Genomic DNA, 24,293 nt, shown 5'->3' with positions numbered 1-24,293 from the left:
CGTGCCGTTTTACCCCAGCGAGGTGCCGGGAAGCACGCGAGGGAATCCGTGACACCATAGTAGTGGGGCCAGCGCCGTGGACGGCAACCGGAGTCCAGCGAATGCCGTGGCGCGACCATGGAGACCGTCCGCGTGGTGGGCGGCGAGCCCGCGGAAGATAAAGAGTACGTCGGGTGCCGGCGCGAGATAGACCAGTCCGCCGTGGATGTGGCGGCCGGCGTAGCCCGAGCCCAGTTTCGGCTGGGCGCGCCGGGCAGAGGGAGCGACACCCAATTCCGCAGCGAAGTGCTCGTGCAGGATATTGAAGGTGAGTGGATGCGTGAGCCACGCCGTGATGGGCACGCCCGGCGAACGTACTTGGACTCCGTGCGCCCGGGTATCGAGGACGTCGCGCGCCGGGCGGGATTGGAAGCGGTAGCCTCGCGAGGTGTGCGCCGCGCGCAGCACGTTGTGCGCCGCGGTTGTCCAGGCGTGGTTGACCGTCATGTCCCATTCGGAGAGGGCGCGCAGGCTCACTCCCACGGAGGGGGATTCGCCGAGTTCGGTGAGCCCCGTGCCGCAGCGCAGCTGCATGTCATGGCCAGCGCAGAGGCCGACGGTGGCAACGGAATCGAAGAAACCGTCTTCGCTCAGCCGCGGCCGCGTCGAGACGTTGTGCGGGCGCAGCGCAGGAAAGAGGAGTTCCGGAGCGAGGAGCGGGGCGGAGGTGTGCCTTTCGAGCAAAGAGACGGACATGAGAGAGCCTTTCAGTGCGCAGCCGAAAGAGACTGCGAGAGATACGAGAGTCACTCATATTGGACTGTCCGCATCCCAGAAAGGTTCCCTGAGTCCAGTAAATATCCTGCGCCTACCGGAGGCTCCTGCCTCGGCTTAGAAGGGCGGCTCTTCGTCGAGCCCCAACTCGGCGAGCAGCTTGTCCTTAGGCCAGAGCTGGATGTCCTGGCCCTTGGCGATGAGCTCCTCAGCCTTCTTCTCCTTGGAGGTCTTCGTGGCCCACGTGCCGAGAACGAGGATGGTCGTCTTCTTCGTCACGGACTTTGCAGCCTGGCCGCCGCGCTCGGCGATGCCATTCCATAGTGTTCCCTTGTCGAAGGGATCAAAGTCGCCGGTGAGCGTGACATGCTGGCCAAAGAGCGGACCGTTCGGGTCCGCGTCCTCGTTGGGCTCGGGCACGGTATTCGGCGTCGCGACGGCATCCCACGGAGCCGGGCGGTTGCGGGAGCGCTTCTCCGCCTTCTCACGCGCGGCGTGGGAGTCAGCGGAAGCAGCAGAGGAGAGCGCGCCATCGAGATCGAAGAGCGCAGCCTCGTTGGCAGCGGAGGGCGTGGTTGCGCCACGGTGGCGCGTCTGGTCACGGAAGTCGGTACCGGCGCCGAGATCGGCCGGGGAGGTGGGCGCGGTGCGGGCACGCAGCACCGGCATGACGGCGTCGTTGGTGAGCGTGCCCAGGGCGAATTCGCGTGTGCGGAAGAGGCCCTGGATATCGCCAGCGTAGCCGAAGGCTTGGGCCAGACCGGTGATGATGAGGCCAGCGGCGCGGGCGTCCTCGGTCGCGGCGTGGTGGCGAAAGCGCGGTGCGCCCACGGCGGCGGCCATGGTGGGGAGCTTGTGGTTGGGCACGTCGATGCGACCCGCCTTCGAAGCGTCGCGCGAGAGCGCCAGCGAGCAGGCAAGCGTGATGGCGGGCAGCTCTACGCCCGCAGCGGCCGCGCCGACGCGCAGTGCAGTCGAGTCGAATTGCACGTTGTGCGCCACGAAGACGTCGTCGCCGAGGAACTCGAGCATCTCACCCAGCGCCGTGGCGAAGGACGGGGCGTCCTTGACATCCTCCGGCGTGATGCCGTGGATGCCAATGTTGAACTCGGAAAAGTCCTCCATGCCGGGCGGGGGCGTGCACAGCCACGAGCGGGATTCGACCTCGAGGCCATCGCGGAAGCGGACAGCACCGATGGCGCACACGGAACCCCAGTTGTCGTTGGCGGTTTCCACGTCGATGACGGTGAAGTCCAGGCCCTCGACGGCGACGCCGGCGGTAGGCACCTCGCCGTGGCGGACTGCATCGATGAGCGAGGCGGCATCGGCAGCCGGGGTCGTGGTGCCGGTGCGCGGGGCAAAGCGCACGGTGAAGGTTTCCTGCGGGGTGACAAGGCGCAGGGCGCCGAAGGCGGCGGGGCCAGGCTCGGTGGACTCCACGGACTGGAGGTCCTCGAAGGCGACAACCTCGCGCGCGGGCGCACCAAGGGAGGCGGCCAGCTGGGAGCGCAGGATGACCGCGGAGGTGGGCGTGAGCTCTACGGTTGCGCCGTGGGCATAAATGGTGGGAGTGCTAGGCGACGTCACGGAACTTCGGTCTTGGCCTTTCTAATCCTCGTCGAACTGCGGGGGCTCGACCTGTTTGAGCACCATCGTGGTGCGGTCCTGACACGTCAGCGTACCGCCCGCCTCAATGAAGGTGTCCTCAGCGGGGTAGCCACCAGAATCGGCCGTATCGACCATGAGCTTCCACTTGCCGCCCAACTCGCGGCCCGGCAGGGTGAACTCGATGTCGCCGTCGTGCGCGTTGAAGATGAGAATGAAAGAATCATCCTTGATGGGCTGGCCGAACTCATCCGTCTCCGAAATGGCGGAGCCATTGAAGTAGACCATGATGGCGCGGCCGAAGTCATGGTCCCAGTCGTCCTGCGTCATGAGCTTGCCGGACGGCACCATCCACGCGATATCGCGGTCGCGGACGTCGGAGCCCAGCGGGCCGCCGGTGAGGAAGCGCTGGCGGCGGAAGACTGGGTGCTTGCTGCGGATCCCCAGCACGCGCTTGACGAAGCCGAAGAACTCTGAGTTCTTATCCAGATTGAGCATGGACCAGTCCATCCATGCGAGCTCATTGTCCTGGCAGTACGCGTTGTTATTGCCGTTTTGGGTGCGGCCGAACTCGTCGCCATGGCAGATCATCGGCGTGCCCTGGCTAAGCAGCAGCGTCGTAATGAAGTTACGCTGCTGGCGGCGGCGCAGCTTGCGAATATCGTGGTCCTCCGTGGGGCCTTCCACGCCGCAATTCCAAGAACGGTTATGGGACTCGCCGTCACGGTTGTCCTCGCCGTTGGCCATGTTGTGCTTCTCGTTGTAGCTCACTAAATCCTTGAGCGTGAAGCCGTCATGCGCCGTGATGAAGTTGATGGACGCCGTGGGGCGGCGGCCGTTGTTGGCGTAGAGATCGGACGAACCGGTAAGACGCGAGGCGAATTCGCCCAGGGTGGCGGGCTCGCCGCGCCAGAAGTCGCGGACCGTGTCGCGGTACTTGCCGTTCCACTCACACCAGATGGGCGGGAAGTTGCCCACCTGGTAGCCGTTGTGGCCGATATCCCAGGGCTCGGCGATGAGCTTGACCTGGCTGACCACCGGGTCCTGCTGGACCAAGTCGAAGAAGGTCGCGAGCTTGGAAACGTCATCCAATTCGCGCGCGAGCGTGGAGGCGAGGTCGAAGCGGAAGCCGTCGACGTGCATCTCCGTGACCCAATAGCGCAGCGAATCCATGATGAGCTGCAGCGAGTGCGGGTGACGGACGTTGAGGGAGTTACCGGTGCCGGTGTAGTCCATGTAGTGCGCCTCGTCGCCCTCGACGACGCGGTAATACGCCTTGTTGTCGATACCGCGGAAAGCGATGGTGGGGCCCAGGTGGTTGCCCTCGGCTGTGTGGTTGTAGACCACATCGAGGATGACCTCGAGGCCCGCGGCGTGAAGGCTGCGCACCATGGACTTAAACTCGGCGACGATTTCGCCCGGCTTATTCGCCATGGCGTAGTCCGCCTGGGGGGCGAAGAAGCCAAAGGTGTTGTAGCCCCAGTAGTTACGCAGGCCGATAGCGCGCAGACGATCATCTTGGAGGAACTGGTGGACCGGCATGAGCTCGACCGTGGTGATGCCTAGGTCCTTGAGGTAGTCGATCATCGCGGGGTGGCCCATACCCGCGTAGGTGCCGCGCATGGCCTCCGGGATGTCCGGATGAGTCATAGTCATGCCCTTGATGTGCGTTTCATAAATGACCGCTTCCTCATCCGGAACATTGGGGCGGTGGTCGCCCTGCCAGTCGAAGAAGGGGTTGATGACAACGGAGAGCATGGTGTGGCCGAGCGAGTCATCCTCATTGCGCCCGGTCCCGGCAGGCTCGGCGTGGATGTCGTAAGAATACAGCGAGGCGTCGCCGTCGAACTCGCCCTGGAACGCGCGGGCGTAGGGGTCGACGAGGAGCTTGGAGGGATCGCAGCGCAGGCCGCGTTCCGGTGCGTATTCTCCATGGACGCGGTAACCATAAGCCTGGCCGGGGCCAACCTCGGGGAGGTAGGCGTGCCACACGTGGGCGTGGACTTCCTTGAGCTCGACGCGGGTTTCTTTGCCGCGTGGATCAATGAGGCATAACTCGACTTTCGTTGCGGCTTCGGAGAAGATTGCGAAGTTGGTGCCCGTGCCATCAAACGTGGAGCCCAGCGGATAGGGCTGGCCCGGTCTCACAGTAAAAGTCTCAGTCATAATGCACCAGAATAATGGACTAGCGCGCGCCTAGCCCACTGATAACGATTCCCACGCCCCGCAAGAGATCGTTTGCACCTTCAGGAACGCGTGCGTCCTGCGACTCAGTCATACCATCCGCGGGCTCAGTGTCTGCGGCTTCCGATGCCCCCGTGGCTTCCGCGAGCTGCGTGCGTGCCTGTTCCATGGTGGCTGAGCCGAGCACCAGGTAAATAATGGCGTGGGCGCCAGTAAGCAACTCTTCCTCCGGTGCGGACGACGTCGCGCGGACCGCGGCGACGAACCGGTCTACGAGCCGTTCCCACGTGGCATTGCCAGGCTGGGACAAGCCGGCGGAGGTGACCTCGGCGCCATCGCGGTGGGCAAGCAGACACCGGCGTAGGTCGAGCGCGAGGGCCGTGGGGGTCTCTCCGTCGATCGGTGCGACGATGGCCTCGGCGATGGCGGCGATGAGCGCCTGCTTGTTCGCGATGTGCCAATACAACGCGCCGGGGGCGACGCCAAGTGTCGTGGCGACACGGCGCATGGTCATGTCGGCCAGACCATAATCATCCAAAAGCTGGAGAGCGGTGTCGATGATCGTTTCGCGGTTTAAGTGCACGCTTGCCCATTCTAGACAGCAGCTCGACGGCGAGGGGAGAACCCGAGTGTGGACAGGTGCGTGCGGTGAGCCAGCGATCCATAAGCTCTTCCCTCAGGTTTCACAGGGAACTTTGAGGTTGTCTCCACTATTAACCAATGAACCGATTGATAGACTACTCACGTCACGCCGCGAGTGCGGCGCGCTCTCATGCAGTAACACTGTCACCCTCACGAGCGTGTGGAGCCAGGTTTCTCCTTCCCAGCTAGGGAAGGGAAACTGATACCCTACGGCCCTGCGCCCGTGTCAGTGCGCTGTGAGTGAATACAATTCTTTTACACGTCTGGAGTCATTTTGTCCCTTCGAACCCCCGCCATGAAGTCCATTGCTGCCCTCGCCCTTGTTCTGCCCCTGACATTGGCAGCGTGCGGTAACGACGAGGAGGCGGACAACGCCGCTACCGGCTCGACGACGGCTAAGACGACCGCGACTTCGAAGGACGCTCCGTCTGAGAGCGCCGCCCCGTCGTCTGAGGCTCCCTCCGCGGAGAAGCCGAAGGAAGAGTCCGCTGCGCCGGAGGGGGACAACAAGCCGGCGGAGGGAGATAACGCTGAGGCTGCACCGTCCACCCTGGTCAACCCGTTCGAGGGCGGTGCCGCCGCTGAGGCCACCACCTTCGCTCCGGTCGAAGGCGATGCTGGTGATGACGCGACGAAGGAAACCATCACCAACCTCATCAACGGCACCTACAAGCAGCAGGATGTGCGCTCGCTGGCGCAGTACACCCGCGATAACACATGTGCCCGCGTGATCAACGAGAATCAGCAGGTGGGCCCCAACGGCGAGCAGCTTTCGCTCGCCAACCTGGACCTGTCTCAGTTTGATAACCTGCCGGCAGACCAGAAGGCCATCCTGGAGCCGTACAACCAGCAGATTCGCGACAACTTCTCCAAGACGACCACGGACATCCAGGACGTGCGCGTCAACGGCAACACGGCCTCGGCCAACGTGACCGTCAACAGCCCGGCGGGTTCCGAGACCAACACCATGATCTTTGAAAACGAGGGCGGCGCCTGGAAATTCTGCAACCCGGCGTCCTAATCGCACACGTGGCTTACGCTATCTTCGCGCGGGCAGAGTAGGCTACAAGGCCTATGATTACTCGCGGTACTCGGGTTCGACGCCCGTCCATACCCCGCACCGTCGGTTTCGGTGCGGGGTTGCTTGCATGTGCACTCGTGGCATTCTCGGCTGCTGGCGCCGTGTGGGGGCACTTCCGGCCGGTGCTCACCGGACATGAGGTGGATGGTGGCGGCTACGCGGTCGAGACCCTCGCCGATATCGAGTTCGGTTCCTTCGTCTGGTTCGTTCTCCTCACTGGACTTGGGGGAGTGCTCCTTGCCCTCGGGGCCTATCTGCGCGGCGCACGCCAGCGCGGGTTAGGCATGTTGCTGTGGGTCGGCGTCGCTGCCCTCGCGAGCGCGGTGGCGTTCTATTACGCTGGCTCCCTCACAGCAACGCACCTGCCCTCCGAGCCCGGGGAGACGGTCCAGTGGACCCCGCCCATGCAGCCCGACATCGGGTGGGCCGCGGCGCCGTTTATGGCGATGTTTGCCTACTGGTCTGCGGCGTTTATCAGCGCGGACGTCGACTGGGAAGACGACGCCCCAGACACCCCAGGGGAAGTGAGCGCCGAGCCGTCCGAGCCCTGAACTCAGAGCCGAAGCCGCCCCAGGCCTGATGCTCGGCGATAATCGGCTCGAGCCGCCGCGCGGTGGGCGTAAGCGCGTACTCCACGCGCGGCGGGGAACTCGGGGTAGACCTCGCAGATCACGAGCCCATCGTCCGTGAGCTCGCGCAGCTGCCGGGTGTGTGTACGGTCCGAGACCTCGCCCCCGCGGCGTCCCGCAGCTCGCTGTAGCGCAGTGGCCTGTTCGCGTCGAGCAGAGCCTGAATGAGCGTGACCTTCCAACAGCCGCAGATGAGCATCATCGCCGTTTTGAACGGGCAGCCTTCCATCGCGCGCACTGTGAGGCTTCGCATGTGACTTACGCTACACAGCACGCGCTCCCAGTGAGGCCACTCTGCGAGGCTTATTCGGCCTGCGGGGTTGTGCCGTCCTCGCCGCGTTCATCTTCCTCTGCCGCGTCTTCGGCCTTTTCCGCTTCATCATCCGTGAGACCCAAGTCGAGACCCATCTGATTGGGATCGACGGGGCGCTCGACGTAGTCCTCGTCTTCCCACTCCTCCCAGTCCTCGTCGACCCAGTCCTCATCCTCGGCGGGGTCGTCTGCAGTGTCCGAATCCGCAGCGAAGAGCTGGATGGAGTCTTCCGCCTCCTCCGTGCGGGTGATTTCCGGCAGCTGCGGCGCGAGTAGCGGGGTGAGCTGCGGCTCCAAGTGTTCGAAGGACATGTAGGCGCCGTGGACTGCGGCGTGCACGGCATAGCGCAGCTGGGCTGCAGTCATGCCGTTGCCAATGAGCCAGTTGCGGGCGAGCGAGACCTGCACCTCGTCCTCTTGGACGGTGGCGCTGGCAAGCAGCGAGGCATCACCCGCGTTATAGTCATCGAGCACCGCCGAGATGGCGAAGAGCTGGGAGAGCTCGCCTGTGTCCTGGGCGAACGTGCGGATGGTGAGCCAGCGTCCATCGTTGATGATGCGGAAGAAGGTCCACCTACCTTCGATCCGGCAGCGTACGGTCATCTCGTCCTCGGAGACCTGCGTGTGCACGATGCCTTCCGCGCTGAGCGCCGCGCGAATGCGGTCCGCCGTGACGGGTAGGGGAGTTGTGGTGGGGGCCTCGCCCATGGCCTCCGCGTAGCCGTCAGGCGGACCGACGACCTCGGGGACGGCTTCGCTCAGTTCGCGCACCGCATCCACCATCGTGCTGATGGCGGTGTCGAGGAAGTCGCGCAGCTGCGCGTCCGTGACCCACGCTTCCGCGTCGAGCGACGCGCGCAGATGGGTCAGGAGATAGCCGCGCTCCGTGACGGATGTGTAGGCCACGGGCACCATGCGGCGCGTGTTCATGTCGTTGATGGTTTGTGCCAAGTATCCAGCCAGACGCGGATCAACGCTCGCGTCGAGGGTGCCTTTGACGAGGAGTACCTCGCCCCACTTTCCGGCCAGGGCGATGAGGACGTTGAACTTAGACAGGCGGAAGGTAATCTCCGCCTTGTCCGCGTCGCTCTTGAAATGGTCAATGAGCTCGTCGACGACGTCGACGACGCGGTCGAAGGTTAACGGGCGAGCCGTATCCGTGGTCGCGGGGAAAGCTACTGAAGAAGAATCGGGGGTCATTGAGACCGCCTCCTTGAATGTCGTAGGGGTAGTGGAGGGGAGAATTAGGGGTTTCTCCCACGGCAGCTACACTAAGCGACCCCCTCGACACGAGCCCCGGTTATATCGAAAGTATTCGAACACTGTCGAACGTTCTCGAACACCGTCGAACACTCTCGCACAGGCCGGGCTAATGCGCGTTAGGGCCAGGAGACGGGCGATTGCCCGGAGACTTCTTTGGAGATGTGGTCTACGCCGTGGAGCATGGTCTTGAGCGCGGTGCCCAGCGTGGAACGCAGCTGGCGGTCTGTCATGCCGGCGGCGACGGTCACGGCGAGGTCGAGACGAATCTGCAGGCCGTCCACGTTGCTGTGGCAATAGGCCACTGGTGAGTCAGACATGCGGTTGAAGTCATTGCACACGAGGAAGGCGCGGAGGAACTCCGAGCCGGGGAGATCCGGGTCCCAGTGCCCCTTAACCACGAGGGACGGACCATTGTCGAGGACGAAGGCGAAGAGGACCTCGTTAATCCAGGCGTAAATGGCCTTGCCTTCGGTAGCGTCGGTTCGTTGGAGTTTGTCAATGCCGATGGACGCGAGCGACGCGGCGATACGGTCAGTGTCCACGGCGTAGGCCTGGTTATCGAAGGCATCGTCCGGTTCAGACGCGAGTCCCTCATCGCGCAGCGTTACCGGCGGGGTGAGCGTGACGGTAGGGAAGCGCTCCACGAGCTTGTGCACAAAGGCCGAGGCGTTATCGATGGCCTGATCCGCGGCGGCGACGAGCTGTTCGTCCGTCATGCCCTGGCGCCCATCGATGACCGTGGTTCCCGTTATTCCGACCTCGTCCGTGCTGTCGAAGTTGAGCACGAGCGTGGGCGTGAGACAGTCGTGGTTCCAGTCGTTGACGAGCTCCGCGGCGTCGCGCAACGCGTCGAAGCTCAGCGGAGTGTGGTGCGTGGTCGTCACGATGTATTCCGGGGATTCCGGATCGCCCTCATCCGGCTCAATGGTGGTGGTTGCAATCGAGCCATGGTCGAAGACAAGGAGCGTGGGCTTCTGGGTAATGGCGCTATGTCCGGCGAGCCGTGCCGCGCGAGCAAGTCGTGCGAGGGTCACAGGGCGTGCGGCCTTCGAGTTATTCACTGCGGTCACCTCCCGAGGTGATGGGGCTCAAAATCAGGGGAGCCGAAAGGAGAAATCGGGCAAATCCCCAGCTGCCCACGAGTCTAACCCGTAGGCTAGGGTGCTGTCCGCAGTTTCGGTCATTCGATATGGGGCTACCCGGTGGAATGGACGATTATCTGTAGGGGTATAAAAATAGGTACATTACATAAATTCACATTCGCTGGTCGCGGGAGCTTCCCGCGGCCGAAGGATATGAGAGGACGTCTCGTGCTTCAGGTCACCGACATGCGCGGAACCACCATGACCACAGCGGCTGTGCGCCGCGCCCTGCCCCGCGGCGGCACGGATGTTGCCGCCGTCCTCGACAAGGTCCAGCCTTTGGTCGACGCAGTGCGCGACGGCGGCGCTGCCGCGGCGCTCGACTTTGGCGAGAAATTCGACGGCGTACGCCCCGCTACGGTGCGCGTGCCCGCGGAAGAACTCGCCAAGGCTGCCACAGAGCTGGATCCTGAGGTCCGCGCCGCCATTGAGGAATCCATTGCCCGCGTGCGCAAGGTCCACGCGGAGCAGAAGCCGGAAAACCACACCACGGAGCTCGCGCCGGGCGCCACCGTCACGGAGGTCTTCGCGCCCATCGAGCGCGTGGGTCTCTATGTCCCGGGCGGCAAGGCGGTCTACCCGTCTTCCGTCATCATGAATACGGTTCCGGCCCAGGAAGCTGGCGCCTCGACGCTCGTCGTGGCCTCCCCGCCGCAGAAGGACTTTGGTGGTCTGCCGCACCCCACGGTGCTGGCCACCTGCTACATCCTCGGCGTCGATGAGGTCTGGGCCGTCGGTGGCGGCCAGGCCGTCGCCCTTCTTGCCTACGGCGACGATAACCCGGCGGAGGAGGAACCCCTTGAGCCCGTCGACATTATTACGGGTCCCGGCAATATCTTTGTCACTGCTGCCAAGCGTCTCGTGCGCGGCGTCGTCGGCACCGACGCGGAAGCTGGCCCGACCGAGATCGCTATCCTTGCCGATAAGACGGCTGACCCGGTCTTCGTGGCCTACGACCTCATCTCGCAGGCCGAGCATGATCCCATGGCGGCGAGCGTCCTCATCACGGACTCGCAGGAGCTTGCCGATGCCGTCGAGGCCGAGGTGTCTTCCCGCTATCAGGTCACCGCGAACTCCGAGCGCGCCGCAGAAGCCCTGCGCGGCCAGCAGTCCGGCATCGTCCTCGTCGACGACCTCGAGGCCGGCATCAAGGTCGCTGACGCGTATGCCGCGGAGCACCTTGAAATCCACACTGCCGACTCGCGTGCGGTCGCCGAGCGCATCAAGCACGCAGGCGCCATCTTCGTGGGTTCCTACTCGCCGGTGCCGCTGGGCGACTACATGGCAGGCTCTAACCACGTGCTGCCCACCTCTGGTTCCGCACGCTTTAGCGCAGGCCTGTCCACGCACACTTTCCTGCGCCCGGTCAACCTCATCGAATACGACAAGGATGCGCTGGGCGAGATCGCAGACAAGATCGTCCACTTCGCCAACGCCGAGGCCCTGCCGGCCCACGGCGAGGCCATCCGCGCCCGCTTCGCGCATTAACCCGCCCCGCATCGCACCATCTACCGACGCGGGGTACTCGGCAACGAGCACCCCGCGTTACGTCTTAGTCGCACACCCCGACTCCCAGAGAAGGACCCCATCACCATGACCGCGAACGCAACGAACGAAACCTCCGCTTCGGGTATCACGCTCGAGGACCTGCCCCTGCGCGAGGAGCTGCGCGGCAAGTTCGCCTACGGCGCCCCGCAGCTTACCGTCGCCAACCAGCTCAACACGAACGAGAACCCCTACCCGCCGTCCCAGGCACTCGTCGACGATCTCGTCGCCGAGGTTGCTCGCTTGGCCACGACGCTCAACCGCTACCCGGAGCGCGACGCCGTCGAGCTGCGTCGTGACTTGGCTGCGTACGTCTCCGAGCAGACCGGTGTCGAGGTGAGCTACGAGCAGGTGTGGGCCGCTAACGGTTCTAACGAGGTGCTCCAGCAGCTCCTCCAGGCTTTCGGTGGCCCGGGCCGCACGGTGCTCGGCTTCCAGCCGTCTTACTCCATGCATCCCATCCTCGCGGCGGGCACGCAGACGCAGTTCCTCAACTGCCCGCGTGACGAGAACTTCCGAATTGATCTGGATGCGGCACTCGCCGCCATCGCGAAGCAGCAGCCTAATATCGTCTTCATTACGACGCCGAATAACCCGACGGGTGACGTCACTCCGCTCGAGGACATCGAGAAGCTCATTGATGCTGCGCCGGGCATCGTCATCGTCGACGAGGCCTACATGGAATTCTCGGACTCGCCGTCGTCCACGACGCTGCTGGCGAAGTACCCGACGAAGCTCGTGGTTTCCCGCACGATGTCGAAGGCTTTCGACTTCGCTGGCGGACGCCTGGGCTATTTCGTTGCGCATCCTGCGTTCGTCGAGGCCGTCATGTTGGTGCGTCTGCCGTACCACCTCTCCGTCCTGTCCCAGGCGGCCGCGCGCGTGGCGCTGCGCCACAGCAAGGACACGCTGGGCACGGTGGCCAAGCTTGCCGTGCAGCGTGACCGCGTTGTTTCCCGTCTTGAGGAGCTCGGCTATGAGGTCGTGCCCAGCGAGTCTAATTTCGTCTTCTTCGGTCGCTTCGCGGACCAGCACGAGGTGTGGGAGGAGTTCTTGAATCGCGACGTGCTCATCCGCGACGTGGGGGTGGACGGCTTCCTGCGCACAACCATCGGCCTCCCGGAAGAAAACGACGCGTTTCTCTCCGCCGCGCAGCAGCTCACCGGCTACATCGCGCCGCGCAGCTAGCCCGCTGTTCGGCTCCACTCCACTTCGACGAAAGCTATCCTTGCAACCATGAACGACAACACCCTCGAACCGCAGTGCGCGGAAGACACCGTGACGGACTCCCGGATTGAGAAGGCTCCTGGCGTCGCCGCCCACGGTGGCACCATGGAGGCGCGTCCGCAGCGCATTGGTACCGCCCAGCGCATCACTTCTGAGTCGCAGATCACCGTGGAGATCAACCTCGACGGCACCGGCAAGTCCGATATTGACTGCGGCCTGCCGTTCTTTGCGCACATGCTCACCGCATTCGCGACGCACGGCTCCTTCGACCTCAAGGTCCACGCGCAGGGCGACCTCGACGTCGACGCGCATCATACGGTCGAAGACACCGCCATTGTTCTGGGGCGCGCGTTCCTCGAGGCACTGGGGGATAAGAAGGGCATTCGTCGCTTCGGCTCCCAGCTGCTGCCCATGGATGAGACCCTCGTCGAGGGCGTGGTCGATATTTCGGGCCGCCCCTACTTCGTGATGAATGGCGAGCCAGAGAACATGGAATGGCAGATCATCGGTGGTCACTACGCCACCGTCATCAACCGCCACTTCTTCGAGACCTTCGCCATGCATTCTGATGTGACGCTTCACGTCAACGTCCGCTACGGCCGCGACCCGCACCACATTACGGAGGCTGAGTACAAGGCAGTAGCCCGTGCATTGCGCCAGGCCGTCGAGCCGGATCCGCGCGTGAGTGGCATTCCTTCGACAAAGGGTGCACTCTAGACTCGTGTTCTTTATGGTGTGGATCCTGTTCCTCATCGCTGGCTTGCTCGCCGGCGGTGCGTGGGCAGCGTATCAAAATGACTCGAAATTCTGGACCATCATCGCAGGCTTCCTCGCGGCGATCGCCTTTGCCGCGTCAGTGGCGTGGATGATCCCACAGATGCACGGATAGTTTCACTGCACGGTAAGTTCAGCGGCCGGCTCGGTAGCCCGGCCTGCATTTGCCGTCTACGCTAGTGAACGTCTATACCTAAAGGTTCCTACAGATTAAGGCTCCGGCACGTATCTGTTCATGCCGCAGCGGGAGAAAACTTCCGCCTGAGACGCTTGCGCTGGGCGCGGCGCGGCATGCGTGCGTGCAGCTGCCACAACAGACAGACGGAGAAAGGCGGGTGAGGTGGTGTCGCAGGAGACGCCGCAGGTCGAACAACAGGGGGGCGCTACGGGCACGGCTTTTAGCTTGTGGCGGGTTCCTGGCTATCTGGAAACGATGGCGGCCATCGCGGCGGCCTTCGGCGCGTGGTCACTGCTGTTGCCGCTGCTACCGCTTGCGGTGCTCGACAACGGTGGCTCGGCCGGGTTGGCCGGCGCGACTACGGGTATCTTCATGGCGGCGACCGTGCTCACCCAGATCGTCACCCCGCGGCTGCTGCGTTCCTTCGGCTACCGTCCCGTCATGGCGGGCGCCGCGTTTATGCTCGGCGTCCCGGCCTTGGGGCATCTTCTCGGCATGGAGCCCTGGCTCGTGCTCCTCTTCTGCGCACTGCGCGGCGTGGGCTTCGGTGCGCTCACCGTGGCCGAGTCAGCGCTCATCGCGGAACTCGTTCCGCTGCGCTACTTGGGCAAGGCGACCGGCATGATGGGCGTCTTCATCGGCCTGTCCCAGATGTTATTCCTGCCTGCGGGCCTTGCCATCGAGTCAGCATGGGGATTCTCGACCGCCTACATCCTGGCGGCCGCAATGGGACTTTTCGCCGCCATCATGTGCATCCGCTTGCCACGCGTGCGACCGGAATCCAAGGCGGACCGTGCCGCGGCGCGCGAGCACACCGATGGCCCGCCGCGCGTGGCGATGTGGAAGCTCGTGCTTGTGCCGGCGCTCTCCGTGACCACGTTGTCTATGAGCTACGGCCTCGTCTCGTCTTTCCTGCCAGCCTCCGTGCGCGAGATCGATCCCGTCACGGGCGCGGTGCTCGGCGGCATCATGCTTTCCCTCGTGGGTGGCGCCGCCATGGTCTTCCGCTATGCGGCGGGTGAGTTCGCGGACCGGACGGGACGCCCAGGCGTGCTCACCATCCCGGCGCAGATCCTCGGCTTCGCGGGCATGGGGCTCATGGCCGCGACCGTCGCCTTCGGCTGGTCGGTGTGGTGGCTCGTCCTCGCCGCCGTCGCTTTTGGTGGTGCGTTTGGCGTCATCCAAAACGAGGCGCTGCTGTCTATGTTCAACCGCCTGCCGCGTGAGAACGTCTCGGAGGCCTCCGCGGTGTGGAATATCTTCTATGATTCGGGCACCGGGCTGGGCTCCGTGGTTCTTGCTGCGCTCGTTCCACTGTGGGGCTACGCCGGTGCTTACGGTGCGGGCGCGTTCATCATCATCGGCGGCGTGGCCATCACGGGTCTCGACCTCTACCTCGGTGCGCACCGCGTGACCGAGTACGGCAACATCAAGACACGACTTAAGCGACTGCGTAAGGTGTAATCCATGACTGGAACCAAGAAGGTAGTCCTTCTCGACTACGGCGCGGGTAATCTGCGCTCGGCACAGCGCGCCCTCGAACGCGTGGGAGCCGATGTAACCGTCACGGCAGACCCCAAGATTGCGGTCGAAGCCGACGGCCTGCTCGTGCCCGGCGTGGGTGCGTTTGCGGCATGCATGGACGGACTGCGCGCCGTCCAGGGCCCTCGTGTTATTGGACAGCGTCTGGCCGGCGGACGCCCCGTCATGGGCATCTGTGTTGGCATGCAGATTCTCTTCGACGCCGGCAATGAGCATGGCATCCATGCGGAAGGCTGCGGGGAGTGGCCGGGGCTCGTGGAGCGTCTTCATGCGGATGTGCTGCCACACATGGGCTGGAATACCGTCGAGGTTCCGCAGGGCTCCCAGATGTTTGCGGAGCTTGACGCGGACGAGCGTTTCTACTTCGTGCACTCCTACGGCGTGTGCGAATGGACGCTCGAGACCGAAATTACGGAACCGCCCAAGGTGGCGTGGTCTGAGTACGGCGGAGACCGCTTCGTCGCTGCCGTCGAAAACGGCGCGCTGTGGGCCACCCAGTTCCACCCGGAGAAGTCCGGGGACGCCGGAAGCCAGCTGCTGAAGAACTGGCTCGAGACGCTTTAGCGCTGCGTCGCTTTCCGCCGTGCGCCAGTCGGACGCGTTGTAAAATCCAAAGTCATTGCCACTTTCGTATCGTCCTAGAAGGAAAAATCACCCATGAGCTTTACGTTGTTGCCCGCGGTCGACGTTGTCGATGGCCAGGCTGTTCGTCTCGACCAGGGCGAGGCCGGTACCGAGAAGTCCTACGGTGCGCCGCTCGAGGCGGCCCTTGAGTGGCAGGCGCAGGGTGCCCAGTGGCTGCACTTCGTGGACCTCGACGCCGCGTTCAACCGCGGCTCGAACCACGAGCTCATGGCGGAGATTACGGCGAAGCTCGACATCGAGGTCGAGCTCACCGGTGGCATCCGTGACGACGCCTCGCTTGAGCGCGCGCTCGCCACGGGCGCGCGCCGCGTCAATATCGGTACGGCCGCGCTCGAGAACCCGGAGTGGATTGCTCAGGTGCTCGCCAGCCACGGCGACCAGATCGCAGTGGACCTCGCCGTGCGCGAGATTGATGGCGAGTGGCGCACGCGCGGTAATGGCTGGGTCTCCGACGGCGGCGATCTGTGGGAGGTCCTCGAGCGCCTCGACGCCGCAGGCTGCCAGCGCTTCGTCGTCACGGACGTGACCAAGGACGGCACGCTCACCGGACCCAACGTTGAGTTGCTGCGCGAGGTCGCGGCGGCAACGGACGCCAAGGTGACGGCATCGGGAGGCATCTCGAGCCTCGACGACCTGCGCGAGCTGGCCCTGTACGAGAATGAGGGAATCGACTCGGCGATCATCGGCAAGGCGCTCTACGAAAAGAAGTTCACGCTCACCGAGGCGCTCGCCGCCGTGGCCGAGGTCAAGCCGTACCCCGAAGAAGCGGGAATCTAAGCCGCACTTACGGCTGGGAAGGATCCATCGATGGATAACGCGCTGTCACCGGTAGACATGTTGGCCATTGCGGAGGCGACGGTTGATTCCGTGAGCCCCGCCTTCATCGACGGCTTGGGCGCGCGCCCGGCTCGCTTCAAGGGCGAAGGCGACTTCGCGACCGAGGTGGACCTTGCCATCGAATCGGATCTACGCCAGTCGCTCACGCAGCTCACCGGCATTCCCGTCTTTGGCGAGGAAACTGGTGCCGCGGCACCAGGGGCGACCTATGACCGGGGCGCGGCGGAGTACGCGGCGGCATCGGAAAGCGCAGCGCGCTCCCCGCACTTCCTGGAGCAACAGGAAGGCGCGGACGCGGCGCGAATTAAGGCGCTCACCTCCGGCCCCGTCTGGGTTGTTGACCCCATCGACGGAACGGCGAATTACGCGGCGGGCAACCCGCTGTGTGGTGTGCTCGTCGCGCTGCTCATGGAAGGCAAGCCCGTCGCCGCCGTCGCTGACTTCCCGCTGCTGGGACGCCGCGTCGCGGCTGCGGAAGGCGCGCCGTTGCGTTCTGTGGGTGGCCCGCGTGGTGGCTTTGGTGGGGGACCGGATGCCCTCGGCTTTGAGGACTCCCGTGGCCATATTGGCTGCTCCTCGCACCTGAGCACCGGCATTTACCGGCATCTGCGCCATACCGGGCTGCGCCCGCGCATGACCGGCTCGGTGGGCCTCGACACCGCCTTCGTGGCCCAGGGCGTCTTTGACGGCGCGCTTAACTTCTCCATCCATCCGTGGGACAACGCGGCGGGCGCCTTGCTCGTCAAGGCCGCTGGCGGCATCGCCACGGACCCCGAGGGCAACGAATGGACGGCGCTCTCGCGTGGCCTCGTGGTGGGTACCCCGCAGGTTCACGCCACCCTCATGGACGCAATCGATAAGAATAGGATCTAGTTTTCATGGCACTCGCAGTGCGCGTTATCCCTTGTCTCGACGTCGATCACGGACGCGTGGTCAAGGGCGTGAACTTTGAAAACCTGCGCGACGCAGGCGATCCGGTCGAACTCGCCGCCCGCTATGACGAACTCGGTGCGGACGAGTTGACCTTCTTGGACGTTTCCGCCTCGAAGGATGGCCGCGGCACCATGCTCGACGTCGTGCGCCGCACGGCGGACCAGGTTTTTATTCCGCTTACCGTGGGTGGCGGCGTGCGTTCCGAACAGGACGTGCGTGAGCTCCTGCGCGCCGGCGCGGATAAAGTGTCGGTCAACTCCTCGGCCATCGCGCGCCCGGAGCTGCTGCGCGAGCTCGCGGACGTTTTTGGCTCCCAGTGCATCGTTTTGTCTGTCGATGCCCGCCGCGTCAAGGACCCGGAGGCGCTGGCGTCCGGCGACTTCCCGTCGGGGTTTGAGGTCACGACGCATGGCGGCACCCGCTCGGCGGGTCTCGACGCCATCGCGTGGGCGCGCCGCGGCGAGGAGCTCGGGGTAGGGGAGATCCTGCTCAACTCCATGGACGGTGACGGCACGCGCGAGGGCTTTGACATCGAGCTTCTCGAGCTCGTGCGCGCGGCCGTTCACATTCCGGTGATTGCTTCTGGTGGCGCGGGCAAGGCGGAACACTTCCCGCCCGCCGTTGCCGCCGGTGCGGACGCGGTGCTCGCCGCCTCCATTTTCCACTTCGGCGATGTTGCCCTCTCTGAGGTCAAGGACGCTCTCGCGGATGCCGGATTCGAGGTGCGTCGATGAATACTGATGCTGCACAGGTTTCTAACGACCCAGCCGAGTTCGAGCTTGACCCCGCGGTCGCCGCGCGTCTCAAGCGCAATGATGTGGGCCTTGTGCCCGCCGTCGTGCAGGCGGACTCGGGCGAGGTCCTCATGATGGCGTGGATGGATGACCACGCGTTGGCGTATACGCTGGCCACGCGGCGCGGTACGTACTACTCGCGCTCGCGCCAGGAGTACTGGGTAAAGGGCCTTACCTCCGGCCACGTGCAGGCGGTGAAGTCCGTGCGACTAGACTGCGACGGCGACACTATTTTGCTCGTGGTCGAGCAGACCGGCGGCGCCTGCCATACAGGCGACCGCACGTGCTTTGATGCGGATCTGCTGCTCGGCGAGCACGACTAACACCAAAGACGCGTTACGCGTCGTACCGAGGAGGCGTGCCCTGTGGGCAGAAAATTCGGACCGCTGTTGATGGCTGTGGCCGCGACCTTGCTGTGGTTTTCTTCGCAGACGACGTGGATTACGGCGACGGTGGAGGACGATAAAGCGGGCACGGGGGAGCTCGCCGTGAAGGGCAGCACGTGGTCGCTGGAACTTACCGCCATCGCGTTGCTCTTCCTCGCCGGCGTCATCGCGGGACTCGCGCTGCGTCGCACCGCCCGCCGCATCGTGGGTGCCGTCGTGGCGCTCGCGGCCATCGGCGTGTCCTGGCGTCCCATGGTGGCACTTACCTCACAGGTGGATCTCGCCCGCCTTCAGACGCTGCTTCAGGCGCAGCAGTCTAATGACAACGCGGTGGAGTCCGTCGCTATCTCCAGTTGGGCCGTCGTCCGCGACGCGACCGTGACCCCGCTCGGCCCGGTGCTGGCGCTCATCGCCGCGGCGTTCGGACTCGTGGGCGGCATCCTGCTCGCCATGCGTCCCGGTGCTGACGGCGTGCGCTCGACCAAGTATGAGACGAAGGCAGCTCGCGCGGAGAAGCTCGAAGAAGAACTCGAGACCGCGCCCGACTCCGGGCGCGTCATGTGGGACGCCCTTGACGAGGATATCGATCCCACGGACCCGACGGGCCACCGTTAAATTCATTGTCGTTGCACTCTCGCTGGGGAGTCCCTGAACAGGCATGCTAGTTTACCCGGAGTTTCCGAAACGGGGGCAGTGCGCTGGGTCGTGATTTCTCTGTGCGCGCTCCTGCCCGCTACGCTGAAACTCATTCCTTGCAGTTCCAGGCCTGACCGTGGACCCCGCGGCAGGTGGTAGCGATGTCCTGCTTAGACAGGTGACGGGAGGTAACGGTGAGTGCCCCACTTCACGCGCCCCGGTCCCTGGTCGTAGATCAGCTCGTCGCTGCCGTGCGCAAGGACGTTGACGCCCGCGAGGCACAGGTGAGCTTCCGCGACATCAAGGCCCGTTCCCGCGCCATGGATACCCCGCGCGACGCGAAGGCCGCCTTCCTCGCCCCCGGCTGTTCCATCATCACGGAGCTCAAGCGCGCCGTGCCCTATCGCGGCGAAATCATGCACCTCGAGACCCCAGAAGCCATGGCTCATCTCGCGCACAATCTGGAGTCAGTGGGGGTGCGCCTCCTCGCCGTGCAGACGGAGCGCCACCGTTTCCACGGATCGCTCGCCGATATGTGCCACGTGCGCGATGCCACGACGGTGCCCATGATCTGCCGCGACATCATTATCGACCCGTATCAGATTCATGAGGCGCGCTGCTATGGCGCGGACGTCGTGCCTCTCCAAGTCGAGCTTCTCGAGCAGCCCCACCTGGAATCCTTGCTCGACCGCATCGAGTCGCTAGGCATGTGTGCCCTCGCCGAGGTCCGCAGTCCTGAAGAAGCTGACAGAGCGCTCGAGGCCGGTGCCTCACTCATCGGCATCAACGCGTGGACGCTTGCCTCGGATGAGCTTTACCGCGAGGCGTTTGCCACCATCGTTCCGGGGCTTCCCGAGTCCGTCGTCCGCGTCGCCGTGGGCGGCGTGGAGAACTCCCGCAACCTTTTTGACTACGCGTCGCATGGCGCGGACGCGGTGCTCGTGGGGGAGTCCATTATGGCGGCCACCGATCCGTTGGGACTCGCGCGCCGCCTCGTCGCCACCGGCCAGCACCCGGCCTGCCCCTCCCGCAAGGGGTAAGCGCACGCAGTAGGCGACGATTTGGCACACTATCGGTGTGCAAGAAATGATCCTGGCTAATATCCCGTCCCCGTCGCAGGGCGTATGGCACCTCGGTCCCATTCCTGTCCGTGCCTACGCGCTGTGCATTATCCTCGGCATCCTCGTCGCGCTGTGGCTTACGCTGCGTCGCTACACCGCGCGCGGCGGCAACCCGGACACCGTGTGGGACGCGGCCATCGTCATCATCCCCGCCGGCATCATTGGCGGGCGCCTGTACCACGTCATTACGGACCACGATAAGTACTTTGGCGAGGGCCGCAACCCCATGGACGTGTTCAAGGTGACCAACGGTGGCCTGGGCATTTGGGGCGCGGTAGCCTTGGGCGCGGTCGCGCTCTGGGTCATGTTCAAGGTGAAGAAGGTGCCCTTCGCGCCCTTCGCCGACGCCGTGGCCCCCGGACTCATCCTCGCCCAAGCTATTGGCCGCTTCGGCAACTGGTTTAACCAAGAGCTCTACGGCCGCGAAACCACCGTGCCGTGGGCGCTCGACATTTACTACCGCGTCGACGAGGCCGGCAAGTACGCCCCGGTCACGGGTCATTCCACAGGTGAGGTCATTGCCAGCGTCCATCCCACTTTCCTCTACGAGGCGTTATGGAATGTCGCCGTGTGTCTCTTCCTCATCTGGGCGCAAAAGAAGTGGAAACTTGGCCACGGTCGCGTCTTTGCCCTCTACGTCGCCGGCTATACGCTGGGGCGCTTCGTCGTCGAGAACATGCGCTCGGACGAGGCCACGCACGTCTTTGGTCTGCGCATCAACGTCATTGTCTCCGTCGTGTGCTTTGTCGTGGCGCTGGTCATCTTCTTCCGCCTGCGCCGGGGTCAAGAGACCTCGGCGGAGGTCGATCCGCACTATCAAGCAGAGCTTGCCGATGCCCCCTCGGGCACGTCCCAGGAGCCTTCCGCGTCGCCCGCATCGAGCCCCTCGAAACCCGAAAGGTAGTTCTTTATTTAAGCCCGGTTCCGCCCGTTTGGAACTGGGCTTTCGTGGTTTTGTGTCCGATTAGACAGTTTCTGTGGCATTTTTCAGTGGCCGGAAACGTCAGACGCGGGTACGTTGGGACTCGTTACAGTTCCCAACCGAGAAGGTTTAGAAAAGAATGCTGGACAGAAGAACCAAGATTGTCTGTACGCTCGGCCCTGCCGTCGCGAGTAAGGACGGTATCCTCCGCCTAGTCCAAGACGGCATGGACGTTGCCCGTCTCAACATGTCGCACGGTGATCCTGAGGATCACGAGAAGAACTACAAATGGGTTCGTGAAGCTACGGATGAGACCGGCCGCGCCGTCGGTATTCTCGCCGACCTTCAGGGACCAAAGATTCGCCTTGGTCGCTTTAAGAACACCGAGGAAATGTGGAACAACGGTGAGATCGTTCGCATCACCGTCGACGACGTCGAAGGCACGCACGACCGCGTGTCCACCACTTACAAGAATCTCGCCCAGGACGCCAAGCCGGGCGACCGCCTCCTCATTGACGACGGCAAGGTGGCCGTGGTCTGCAAGGAAGTCGACGGCAATGACGTTGTCTGTGAGGTCGTCGAGGGCGGCCCAGTCTCCAACAACAAGGGCGTCTCCCTGCCGGGCATGGACATCTCCGTGCCGGCCCTGTCCGAGAAGGACATTCGCGACCTGCGCTTCGCACTGAACCTCGGCGTCGACCTCGTCGCCCTGTCCTTCGTGCGTTCCCCGGCTGACGTCGACCTCGTCCACCAGATCATGGACGAGGAAGGCCGCCGCGTGCCGGTCATCGCCAAGCTCGAGAAGCCGGAGGCCGTGGACGCCCTCGAGTCCATCGTCCTTGCCTTCGACGCCATCATGATTGCCCGCGGCGACCTCGGAGTCGAGGTTCCGCTCGAGCAGGTGCCGCTGTTCCAGAAGCGCGCCATCCAGATCGCGCGTGAGAACGCTAAGCCGGTCATCGTTGCAACGCAGATGCTCGACTCCATGATCAACAACCTGCGCCCGACGCGTGCTGAGGCCTCTGACGTCGCCAACGCCGTCCTCGACGGCGCTGATGCTGTCATGCTCTCTGGCGAGACCTCCGTGGGTATCGACCCGCAGAACGTCGTGCGCACCATGGGCCGCATCGTCTCCTCCGCGGAGACCGACGGCACCGTGCCGCCGCTGTCTCACGTCCCGCGCACCAAGCGCGGCATTGTGTCTTACTCGGCACGCGATATCGCAGAGCGTCTCAACGCCAAGGCCATCGTCGCCTTCACCACGTCGGGTGATACCGCCAAGCGTGTGGCTCGCCTACACTCGCACCTGCCGCTCCTCGCGTTCACGCCCTACCCTGAGGTGCGCTCACAGCTGGCTCTGACCTGGGGCGCGGAGACCTTCCTCACACCGTCCGTCGAGTCCACTGATGACATGATGGCTGCCATTGACGAGGCCCTCCTCGCGATGGATCGCTACAACGAGGGCGACATGGTTGTCGTCATCGCTGGTACGCCTCCGGGAATCGCTGGCAACACCAACATGGTTCAGGTTCACACCCTGGGTGAAACTACGAAGATGAAGTAATCCTTTCACCAACGAAGCCCTCCGCGTTCACGGCTTGAACACGGAGGGCTTTCGCGTGCGGTAAGTCTCTAGGGCGCTGCAACTTCGCCGCGCATGAGGATCCGGGCGCTGCGCACCAGCTGGGTCGCCGCGAGCGCGTTGCCGTCATAGCGCGCGCCAGCGGTCACCGCACCAGACGGCGTGCCGATGCGTACTGAACGCAGCTCGGACGAGCCAATCGCTTCGGCGATGATGCCGCCCTTGATGGAGGCGGCTGCGGCGATGCACATCGCACCCGTGCCAGGCACTGCCTTGTGCGTCTTCTGCATGCTCAGAGTGCGCACGAGGACGTCGTGGCCCTCTGCCTCGAGCTGCGTCCCATCCAGCAGCGGTGCCGCAGTCGGAGGCGCCACGACAGCAATCTTCGGCGCGGCCTGCGCGGGCTCCATCCCCATGAGCTTCGCGCCGGCGGCACGGATCCGTTCGAGTCGAGCCATAACCTCGGTGCCATCGAAGGACAACTGCGTTGGGTCTGCGTTTACGTCCGAAGCACGCACGAAGACCATGGGCAGGCATGCGTCAACGAGCGAGACCTCAATGTCGCCGCCCTCATCGTGCACAATATCCGTGGCATTTCCCGTAGGTAGCAAGCCGCTGGTGCGGCTGCCCGCCGGATCGGGGTATTCCAAGGTAATGGGAGAGCCAGTGCCCGCAACGCCCGGCAGCGCGAAGTCTCCATGTACCTGGGCGCGGCCACCAACAACCGTGAGCCGGGCGATGACCGTCTTCGAGGTATTCGTATTGAACAATCGAACGGCATGCTCGCCATCGGGCAACGTCAGGAGGCCTGCCTCGAGCGCGAACGGCGCAATAGCGGAGGAGAGATTACCGCAGTTTGCCGAATAATCCACCGACGTAGTATCGACGGCGACCTGGGCGAAAGTATACGTGAGGTCATGCTCATCGTCGCTCGCCGTGTCCACAATCATGACCTTGGACAGAGACGAAATACCGCCGCCCATGCCATCGAGCTGCCGCCCGTTCGGATCCGGCGAGCCCATCATCGCGCAGAAGAGGGCGTCACGTTCTGCTCGGTCAGCCGGCAAATCCGCAGCATTAAAGAAGACGCCCTTCGACGTGCCCCCTCGGATGAAGCAGGCTTTGAGCCACTGGATGTCGTTCGAATTCTCACCGGTAGTCATGCTGTCGAATGTACCTCACTTGCTGGCAGTCAACTGGAAGTTTGTTCGAAATTTCCCCGGATGGTGGTCGTGAGCCTTCGGCAGCCGAACTCTCCCTATAGGATTCAACCTTGAAGTTGGAGCTAGGTAAAAGGGATAGAAATGAAACCTAAAACTATTGTTGGCGCTGTCATCGCCATCGTCATCCTCGTCGCCGCAGCCCTCGTCATTCCTCGTATCTATCCTCGGCGCCGTCTCCGGCCTTTCCTGCGGCGCCTACCAATACCAGGCCGCCTCCGGTCGCATTGTCTTTGAAGCAACCAGCACCCACGGCGACTCCGGCCCCCAGAACATCGCTGCTATGCCGCTCGACCGCATCATGCCCGCACTCGGCATCGACTCGGTCAACCTCTAAAGA

The 24,293-nt window shown here is 64.0% G+C and carries 24 protein-coding genes and 1 pseudogene; 17 read left to right on the top strand and 8 right to left on the bottom strand.

Annotated features, from left to right (window positions below; genetic code table 11):
• Positions 1 to 9: 9 nt before the first annotated feature.
• From HMPREF0307_RS03355 to HMPREF0307_RS03340, 4 genes are all read right to left on the bottom strand, one after another.
• A complete protein-coding gene (locus HMPREF0307_RS03355) occupies positions 10 to 735 on the bottom strand; it encodes a hypothetical protein (RefSeq protein WP_066487124.1) in 726 nt (241 codons plus the stop codon).
• A gap of 135 nt (positions 736 to 870) precedes the next feature.
• The gene (locus tag HMPREF0307_RS03350; protein ID WP_231725016.1) at positions 871 to 2,340 is read right to left on the bottom strand and encodes an exonuclease domain-containing protein; all 1,470 of its coding nucleotides are present in this window, start codon (positions 2,338 to 2,340) and stop codon (positions 871 to 873) included.
• A gap of 21 nt (positions 2,341 to 2,361) precedes the next feature.
• Positions 2,362 to 4,524, bottom strand: coding sequence for a glycogen debranching protein GlgX (gene glgX, locus HMPREF0307_RS03345; RefSeq protein ID WP_066487121.1), 2,163 nt, complete (start codon positions 4,522 to 4,524; stop codon positions 2,362 to 2,364).
• Positions 4,525 to 4,543: 19 nt separating this feature from the next.
• Positions 4,544 to 5,125 (bottom strand): TetR family transcriptional regulator, encoded by a 582-nt coding sequence (locus HMPREF0307_RS03340; protein WP_066487118.1) that lies wholly within the window; start codon positions 5,123 to 5,125, stop codon positions 4,544 to 4,546.
• Between the two features lie 354 nt (positions 5,126 to 5,479).
• Here HMPREF0307_RS03340 and HMPREF0307_RS03335 point away from each other — a divergent pair, with 354 nt between their 5' ends.
• Together HMPREF0307_RS03335 and HMPREF0307_RS03330 are read left to right on the top strand one after the other, a co-directional pair.
• On the top strand, positions 5,480 to 6,205 hold the full coding sequence (locus HMPREF0307_RS03335) for a hypothetical protein (protein WP_066487110.1): 726 nt from the start codon (positions 5,480 to 5,482) through the stop codon (positions 6,203 to 6,205).
• Between the two features lie 137 nt (positions 6,206 to 6,342).
• Positions 6,343 to 6,816 carry a hypothetical protein gene (locus HMPREF0307_RS03330; protein ID WP_068802199.1) on the top strand — a complete coding sequence of 158 codons (474 nt, stop codon included), beginning with the start codon at positions 6,343 to 6,345 and terminating at the stop codon, positions 6,814 to 6,816.
• Here HMPREF0307_RS03330 and HMPREF0307_RS13520 read toward each other — a convergent pair.
• From HMPREF0307_RS13520 to HMPREF0307_RS03320, 3 genes and pseudogenes are all read right to left on the bottom strand, one after another.
• Positions 6,740 to 6,913, bottom strand: a pseudogene (locus tag HMPREF0307_RS13520) (winged helix-turn-helix transcriptional regulator); the annotation flags it as partial. The gene HMPREF0307_RS03330 and the pseudogene HMPREF0307_RS13520 overlap by 77 nt on opposite strands.
• Before the next feature lie 284 nt (positions 6,914 to 7,197).
• A complete protein-coding gene (locus tag HMPREF0307_RS03325; protein WP_066487104.1) occupies positions 7,198 to 8,406 on the bottom strand; it encodes a YbjN domain-containing protein in 1,209 nt (402 codons plus the stop codon).
• Positions 8,407 to 8,585: 179 nt separating this feature from the next.
• The gene (locus tag HMPREF0307_RS03320) at positions 8,586 to 9,530 is read right to left on the bottom strand and encodes a YbjN domain-containing protein (protein ID WP_066487102.1); all 945 of its coding nucleotides are present in this window, start codon (positions 9,528 to 9,530) and stop codon (positions 8,586 to 8,588) included.
• 249 nt (positions 9,531 to 9,779) lie between these two features.
• On the opposite strand from HMPREF0307_RS03320, the gene hisD reads away from it, so the two are divergent.
• From hisD to pyk, 14 genes are all read left to right on the top strand, one after another.
• Positions 9,780 to 11,099, top strand: a complete 1,320-nt coding sequence (gene hisD, locus HMPREF0307_RS03315) for a histidinol dehydrogenase (RefSeq protein WP_066487093.1) — start codon at positions 9,780 to 9,782, stop codon at positions 11,097 to 11,099.
• 105 nt (positions 11,100 to 11,204) lie between these two features.
• Entirely contained in the window at positions 11,205 to 12,344 is a 1,140-nt protein-coding gene (locus HMPREF0307_RS03310; RefSeq protein ID WP_066487091.1) for a histidinol-phosphate transaminase, read from the top strand.
• 144 nt (positions 12,345 to 12,488) lie between these two features.
• Positions 12,489 to 13,100, top strand: coding sequence for an imidazoleglycerol-phosphate dehydratase HisB (hisB, locus tag HMPREF0307_RS03305; RefSeq protein ID WP_066487250.1), 612 nt, complete (start codon positions 12,489 to 12,491; stop codon positions 13,098 to 13,100).
• A gap of 13 nt (positions 13,101 to 13,113) precedes the next feature.
• On the top strand, positions 13,114 to 13,272 hold the full coding sequence (locus HMPREF0307_RS13115; protein ID WP_168162236.1) for a hypothetical protein: 159 nt from the start codon (positions 13,114 to 13,116) through the stop codon (positions 13,270 to 13,272).
• 318 nt (positions 13,273 to 13,590) lie between these two features.
• On the top strand, positions 13,591 to 14,799 hold the full coding sequence (locus tag HMPREF0307_RS03300) for an MFS transporter (protein WP_066510249.1): 1,209 nt from the start codon (positions 13,591 to 13,593) through the stop codon (positions 14,797 to 14,799).
• Between the two features lie 3 nt (positions 14,800 to 14,802).
• Positions 14,803 to 15,441 carry an imidazole glycerol phosphate synthase subunit HisH gene (gene hisH, locus HMPREF0307_RS03295; RefSeq protein ID WP_066487089.1) on the top strand — a complete coding sequence of 213 codons (639 nt, stop codon included), beginning with the start codon at positions 14,803 to 14,805 and terminating at the stop codon, positions 15,439 to 15,441.
• Between the two features lie 93 nt (positions 15,442 to 15,534).
• Positions 15,535 to 16,299, top strand: a complete 765-nt coding sequence (priA, locus tag HMPREF0307_RS03290) for a bifunctional 1-(5-phosphoribosyl)-5-((5-phosphoribosylamino)methylideneamino)imidazole-4-carboxamide isomerase/phosphoribosylanthranilate isomerase PriA (RefSeq protein ID WP_066487087.1) — start codon at positions 15,535 to 15,537, stop codon at positions 16,297 to 16,299.
• Between the two features lie 30 nt (positions 16,300 to 16,329).
• Entirely contained in the window at positions 16,330 to 17,232 is a 903-nt protein-coding gene (locus HMPREF0307_RS03285; RefSeq protein ID WP_066487085.1) for an inositol monophosphatase family protein, read from the top strand.
• Positions 17,233 to 17,237: 5 nt separating this feature from the next.
• On the top strand, positions 17,238 to 18,026 hold the full coding sequence (gene hisF, locus HMPREF0307_RS03280) for an imidazole glycerol phosphate synthase subunit HisF (protein ID WP_066487084.1): 789 nt from the start codon (positions 17,238 to 17,240) through the stop codon (positions 18,024 to 18,026).
• A complete protein-coding gene (gene hisI, locus HMPREF0307_RS03275) occupies positions 18,023 to 18,409 on the top strand; it encodes a phosphoribosyl-AMP cyclohydrolase (protein WP_066487079.1) in 387 nt (128 codons plus the stop codon). The genes hisF and hisI overlap by 4 nt, the downstream gene beginning before the upstream one ends.
• Before the next feature lie 42 nt (positions 18,410 to 18,451).
• Positions 18,452 to 19,087, top strand: a complete 636-nt coding sequence (locus HMPREF0307_RS03270) for a TIGR02234 family membrane protein (RefSeq protein WP_082723199.1) — start codon at positions 18,452 to 18,454, stop codon at positions 19,085 to 19,087.
• 215 nt (positions 19,088 to 19,302) lie between these two features.
• A complete protein-coding gene (locus tag HMPREF0307_RS03265) occupies positions 19,303 to 20,148 on the top strand; it encodes an indole-3-glycerol phosphate synthase TrpC (RefSeq protein ID WP_231725015.1) in 846 nt (281 codons plus the stop codon).
• Between the two features lie 37 nt (positions 20,149 to 20,185).
• Positions 20,186 to 21,133, top strand: a complete 948-nt coding sequence (gene lgt / locus HMPREF0307_RS03260; RefSeq protein WP_066487070.1) for a prolipoprotein diacylglyceryl transferase — start codon at positions 20,186 to 20,188, stop codon at positions 21,131 to 21,133.
• A 160-nt stretch (positions 21,134 to 21,293) separates the two neighbouring features.
• Positions 21,294 to 22,715, top strand: a complete 1,422-nt coding sequence (gene pyk, locus HMPREF0307_RS03255) for a pyruvate kinase (RefSeq protein ID WP_181734561.1) — start codon at positions 21,294 to 21,296, stop codon at positions 22,713 to 22,715.
• Between the two features lie 68 nt (positions 22,716 to 22,783).
• On the opposite strand, the gene HMPREF0307_RS03250 is transcribed toward pyk, so the two are convergent.
• On the bottom strand, positions 22,784 to 23,896 hold the full coding sequence (locus tag HMPREF0307_RS03250; RefSeq protein ID WP_066487064.1) for a PrpF domain-containing protein: 1,113 nt from the start codon (positions 23,894 to 23,896) through the stop codon (positions 22,784 to 22,786).
• 157 nt (positions 23,897 to 24,053) lie between these two features.
• Between HMPREF0307_RS03250 and HMPREF0307_RS03245 the strand changes: the two genes are divergently transcribed.
• A complete protein-coding gene (locus HMPREF0307_RS03245; protein WP_070736227.1) occupies positions 24,054 to 24,290 on the top strand; it encodes a hypothetical protein in 237 nt (78 codons plus the stop codon).
• Positions 24,291 to 24,293 lie beyond the last annotated feature (3 nt).

The sequence above is a fragment of the Corynebacterium sp. DNF00584 genome, assembly GCF_001552965.1.
GTDB lineage: Bacteria > Actinomycetota > Actinomycetes > Mycobacteriales > Mycobacteriaceae > Corynebacterium > Corynebacterium phoceense.
This window is presented reverse-complemented; position numbering and strand designations above follow the sequence as displayed.

Coding starts and splice junctions, on each gene's coding strand:
- HMPREF0307_RS03355 (WP_066487124.1), bottom strand. CDS start 735: ATGTCCGTCTCTTTGCTCGAAAGGCACACCTCCGCCCCGCTCCTCGCT.
- glgX (WP_066487121.1), bottom strand. CDS start 4,524: ATGACTGAGACTTTTACTGTGAGACCGGGCCAGCCCTATCCGCTGGGC.
- HMPREF0307_RS03335 (WP_066487110.1), top strand. CDS start 5,480: ATGAAGTCCATTGCTGCCCTCGCCCTTGTTCTGCCCCTGACATTGGCA.
- HMPREF0307_RS03325 (WP_066487104.1), bottom strand. CDS start 8,406: ATGACCCCCGATTCTTCTTCAGTAGCTTTCCCCGCGACCACGGATACG.
- HMPREF0307_RS03310 (WP_066487091.1), top strand. CDS start 11,205: ATGACCGCGAACGCAACGAACGAAACCTCCGCTTCGGGTATCACGCTC.
- hisB (WP_066487250.1), top strand. CDS start 12,489: ATGGAGGCGCGTCCGCAGCGCATTGGTACCGCCCAGCGCATCACTTCT.
- HMPREF0307_RS13115 (WP_168162236.1), top strand. CDS start 13,114: ATGGTGTGGATCCTGTTCCTCATCGCTGGCTTGCTCGCCGGCGGTGCG.
- HMPREF0307_RS03300 (WP_066510249.1), top strand. CDS start 13,591: ATGGCGGCCATCGCGGCGGCCTTCGGCGCGTGGTCACTGCTGTTGCCG.
- hisH (WP_066487089.1), top strand. CDS start 14,803: ATGACTGGAACCAAGAAGGTAGTCCTTCTCGACTACGGCGCGGGTAAT.
- priA (WP_066487087.1), top strand. CDS start 15,535: ATGAGCTTTACGTTGTTGCCCGCGGTCGACGTTGTCGATGGCCAGGCT.
- HMPREF0307_RS03285 (WP_066487085.1), top strand. CDS start 16,330: ATGGATAACGCGCTGTCACCGGTAGACATGTTGGCCATTGCGGAGGCG.
- hisF (WP_066487084.1), top strand. CDS start 17,238: ATGGCACTCGCAGTGCGCGTTATCCCTTGTCTCGACGTCGATCACGGA.
- hisI (WP_066487079.1), top strand. CDS start 18,023: ATGAATACTGATGCTGCACAGGTTTCTAACGACCCAGCCGAGTTCGAG.
- HMPREF0307_RS03250 (WP_066487064.1), bottom strand. CDS start 23,896: ATGACTACCGGTGAGAATTCGAACGACATCCAGTGGCTCAAAGCCTGC.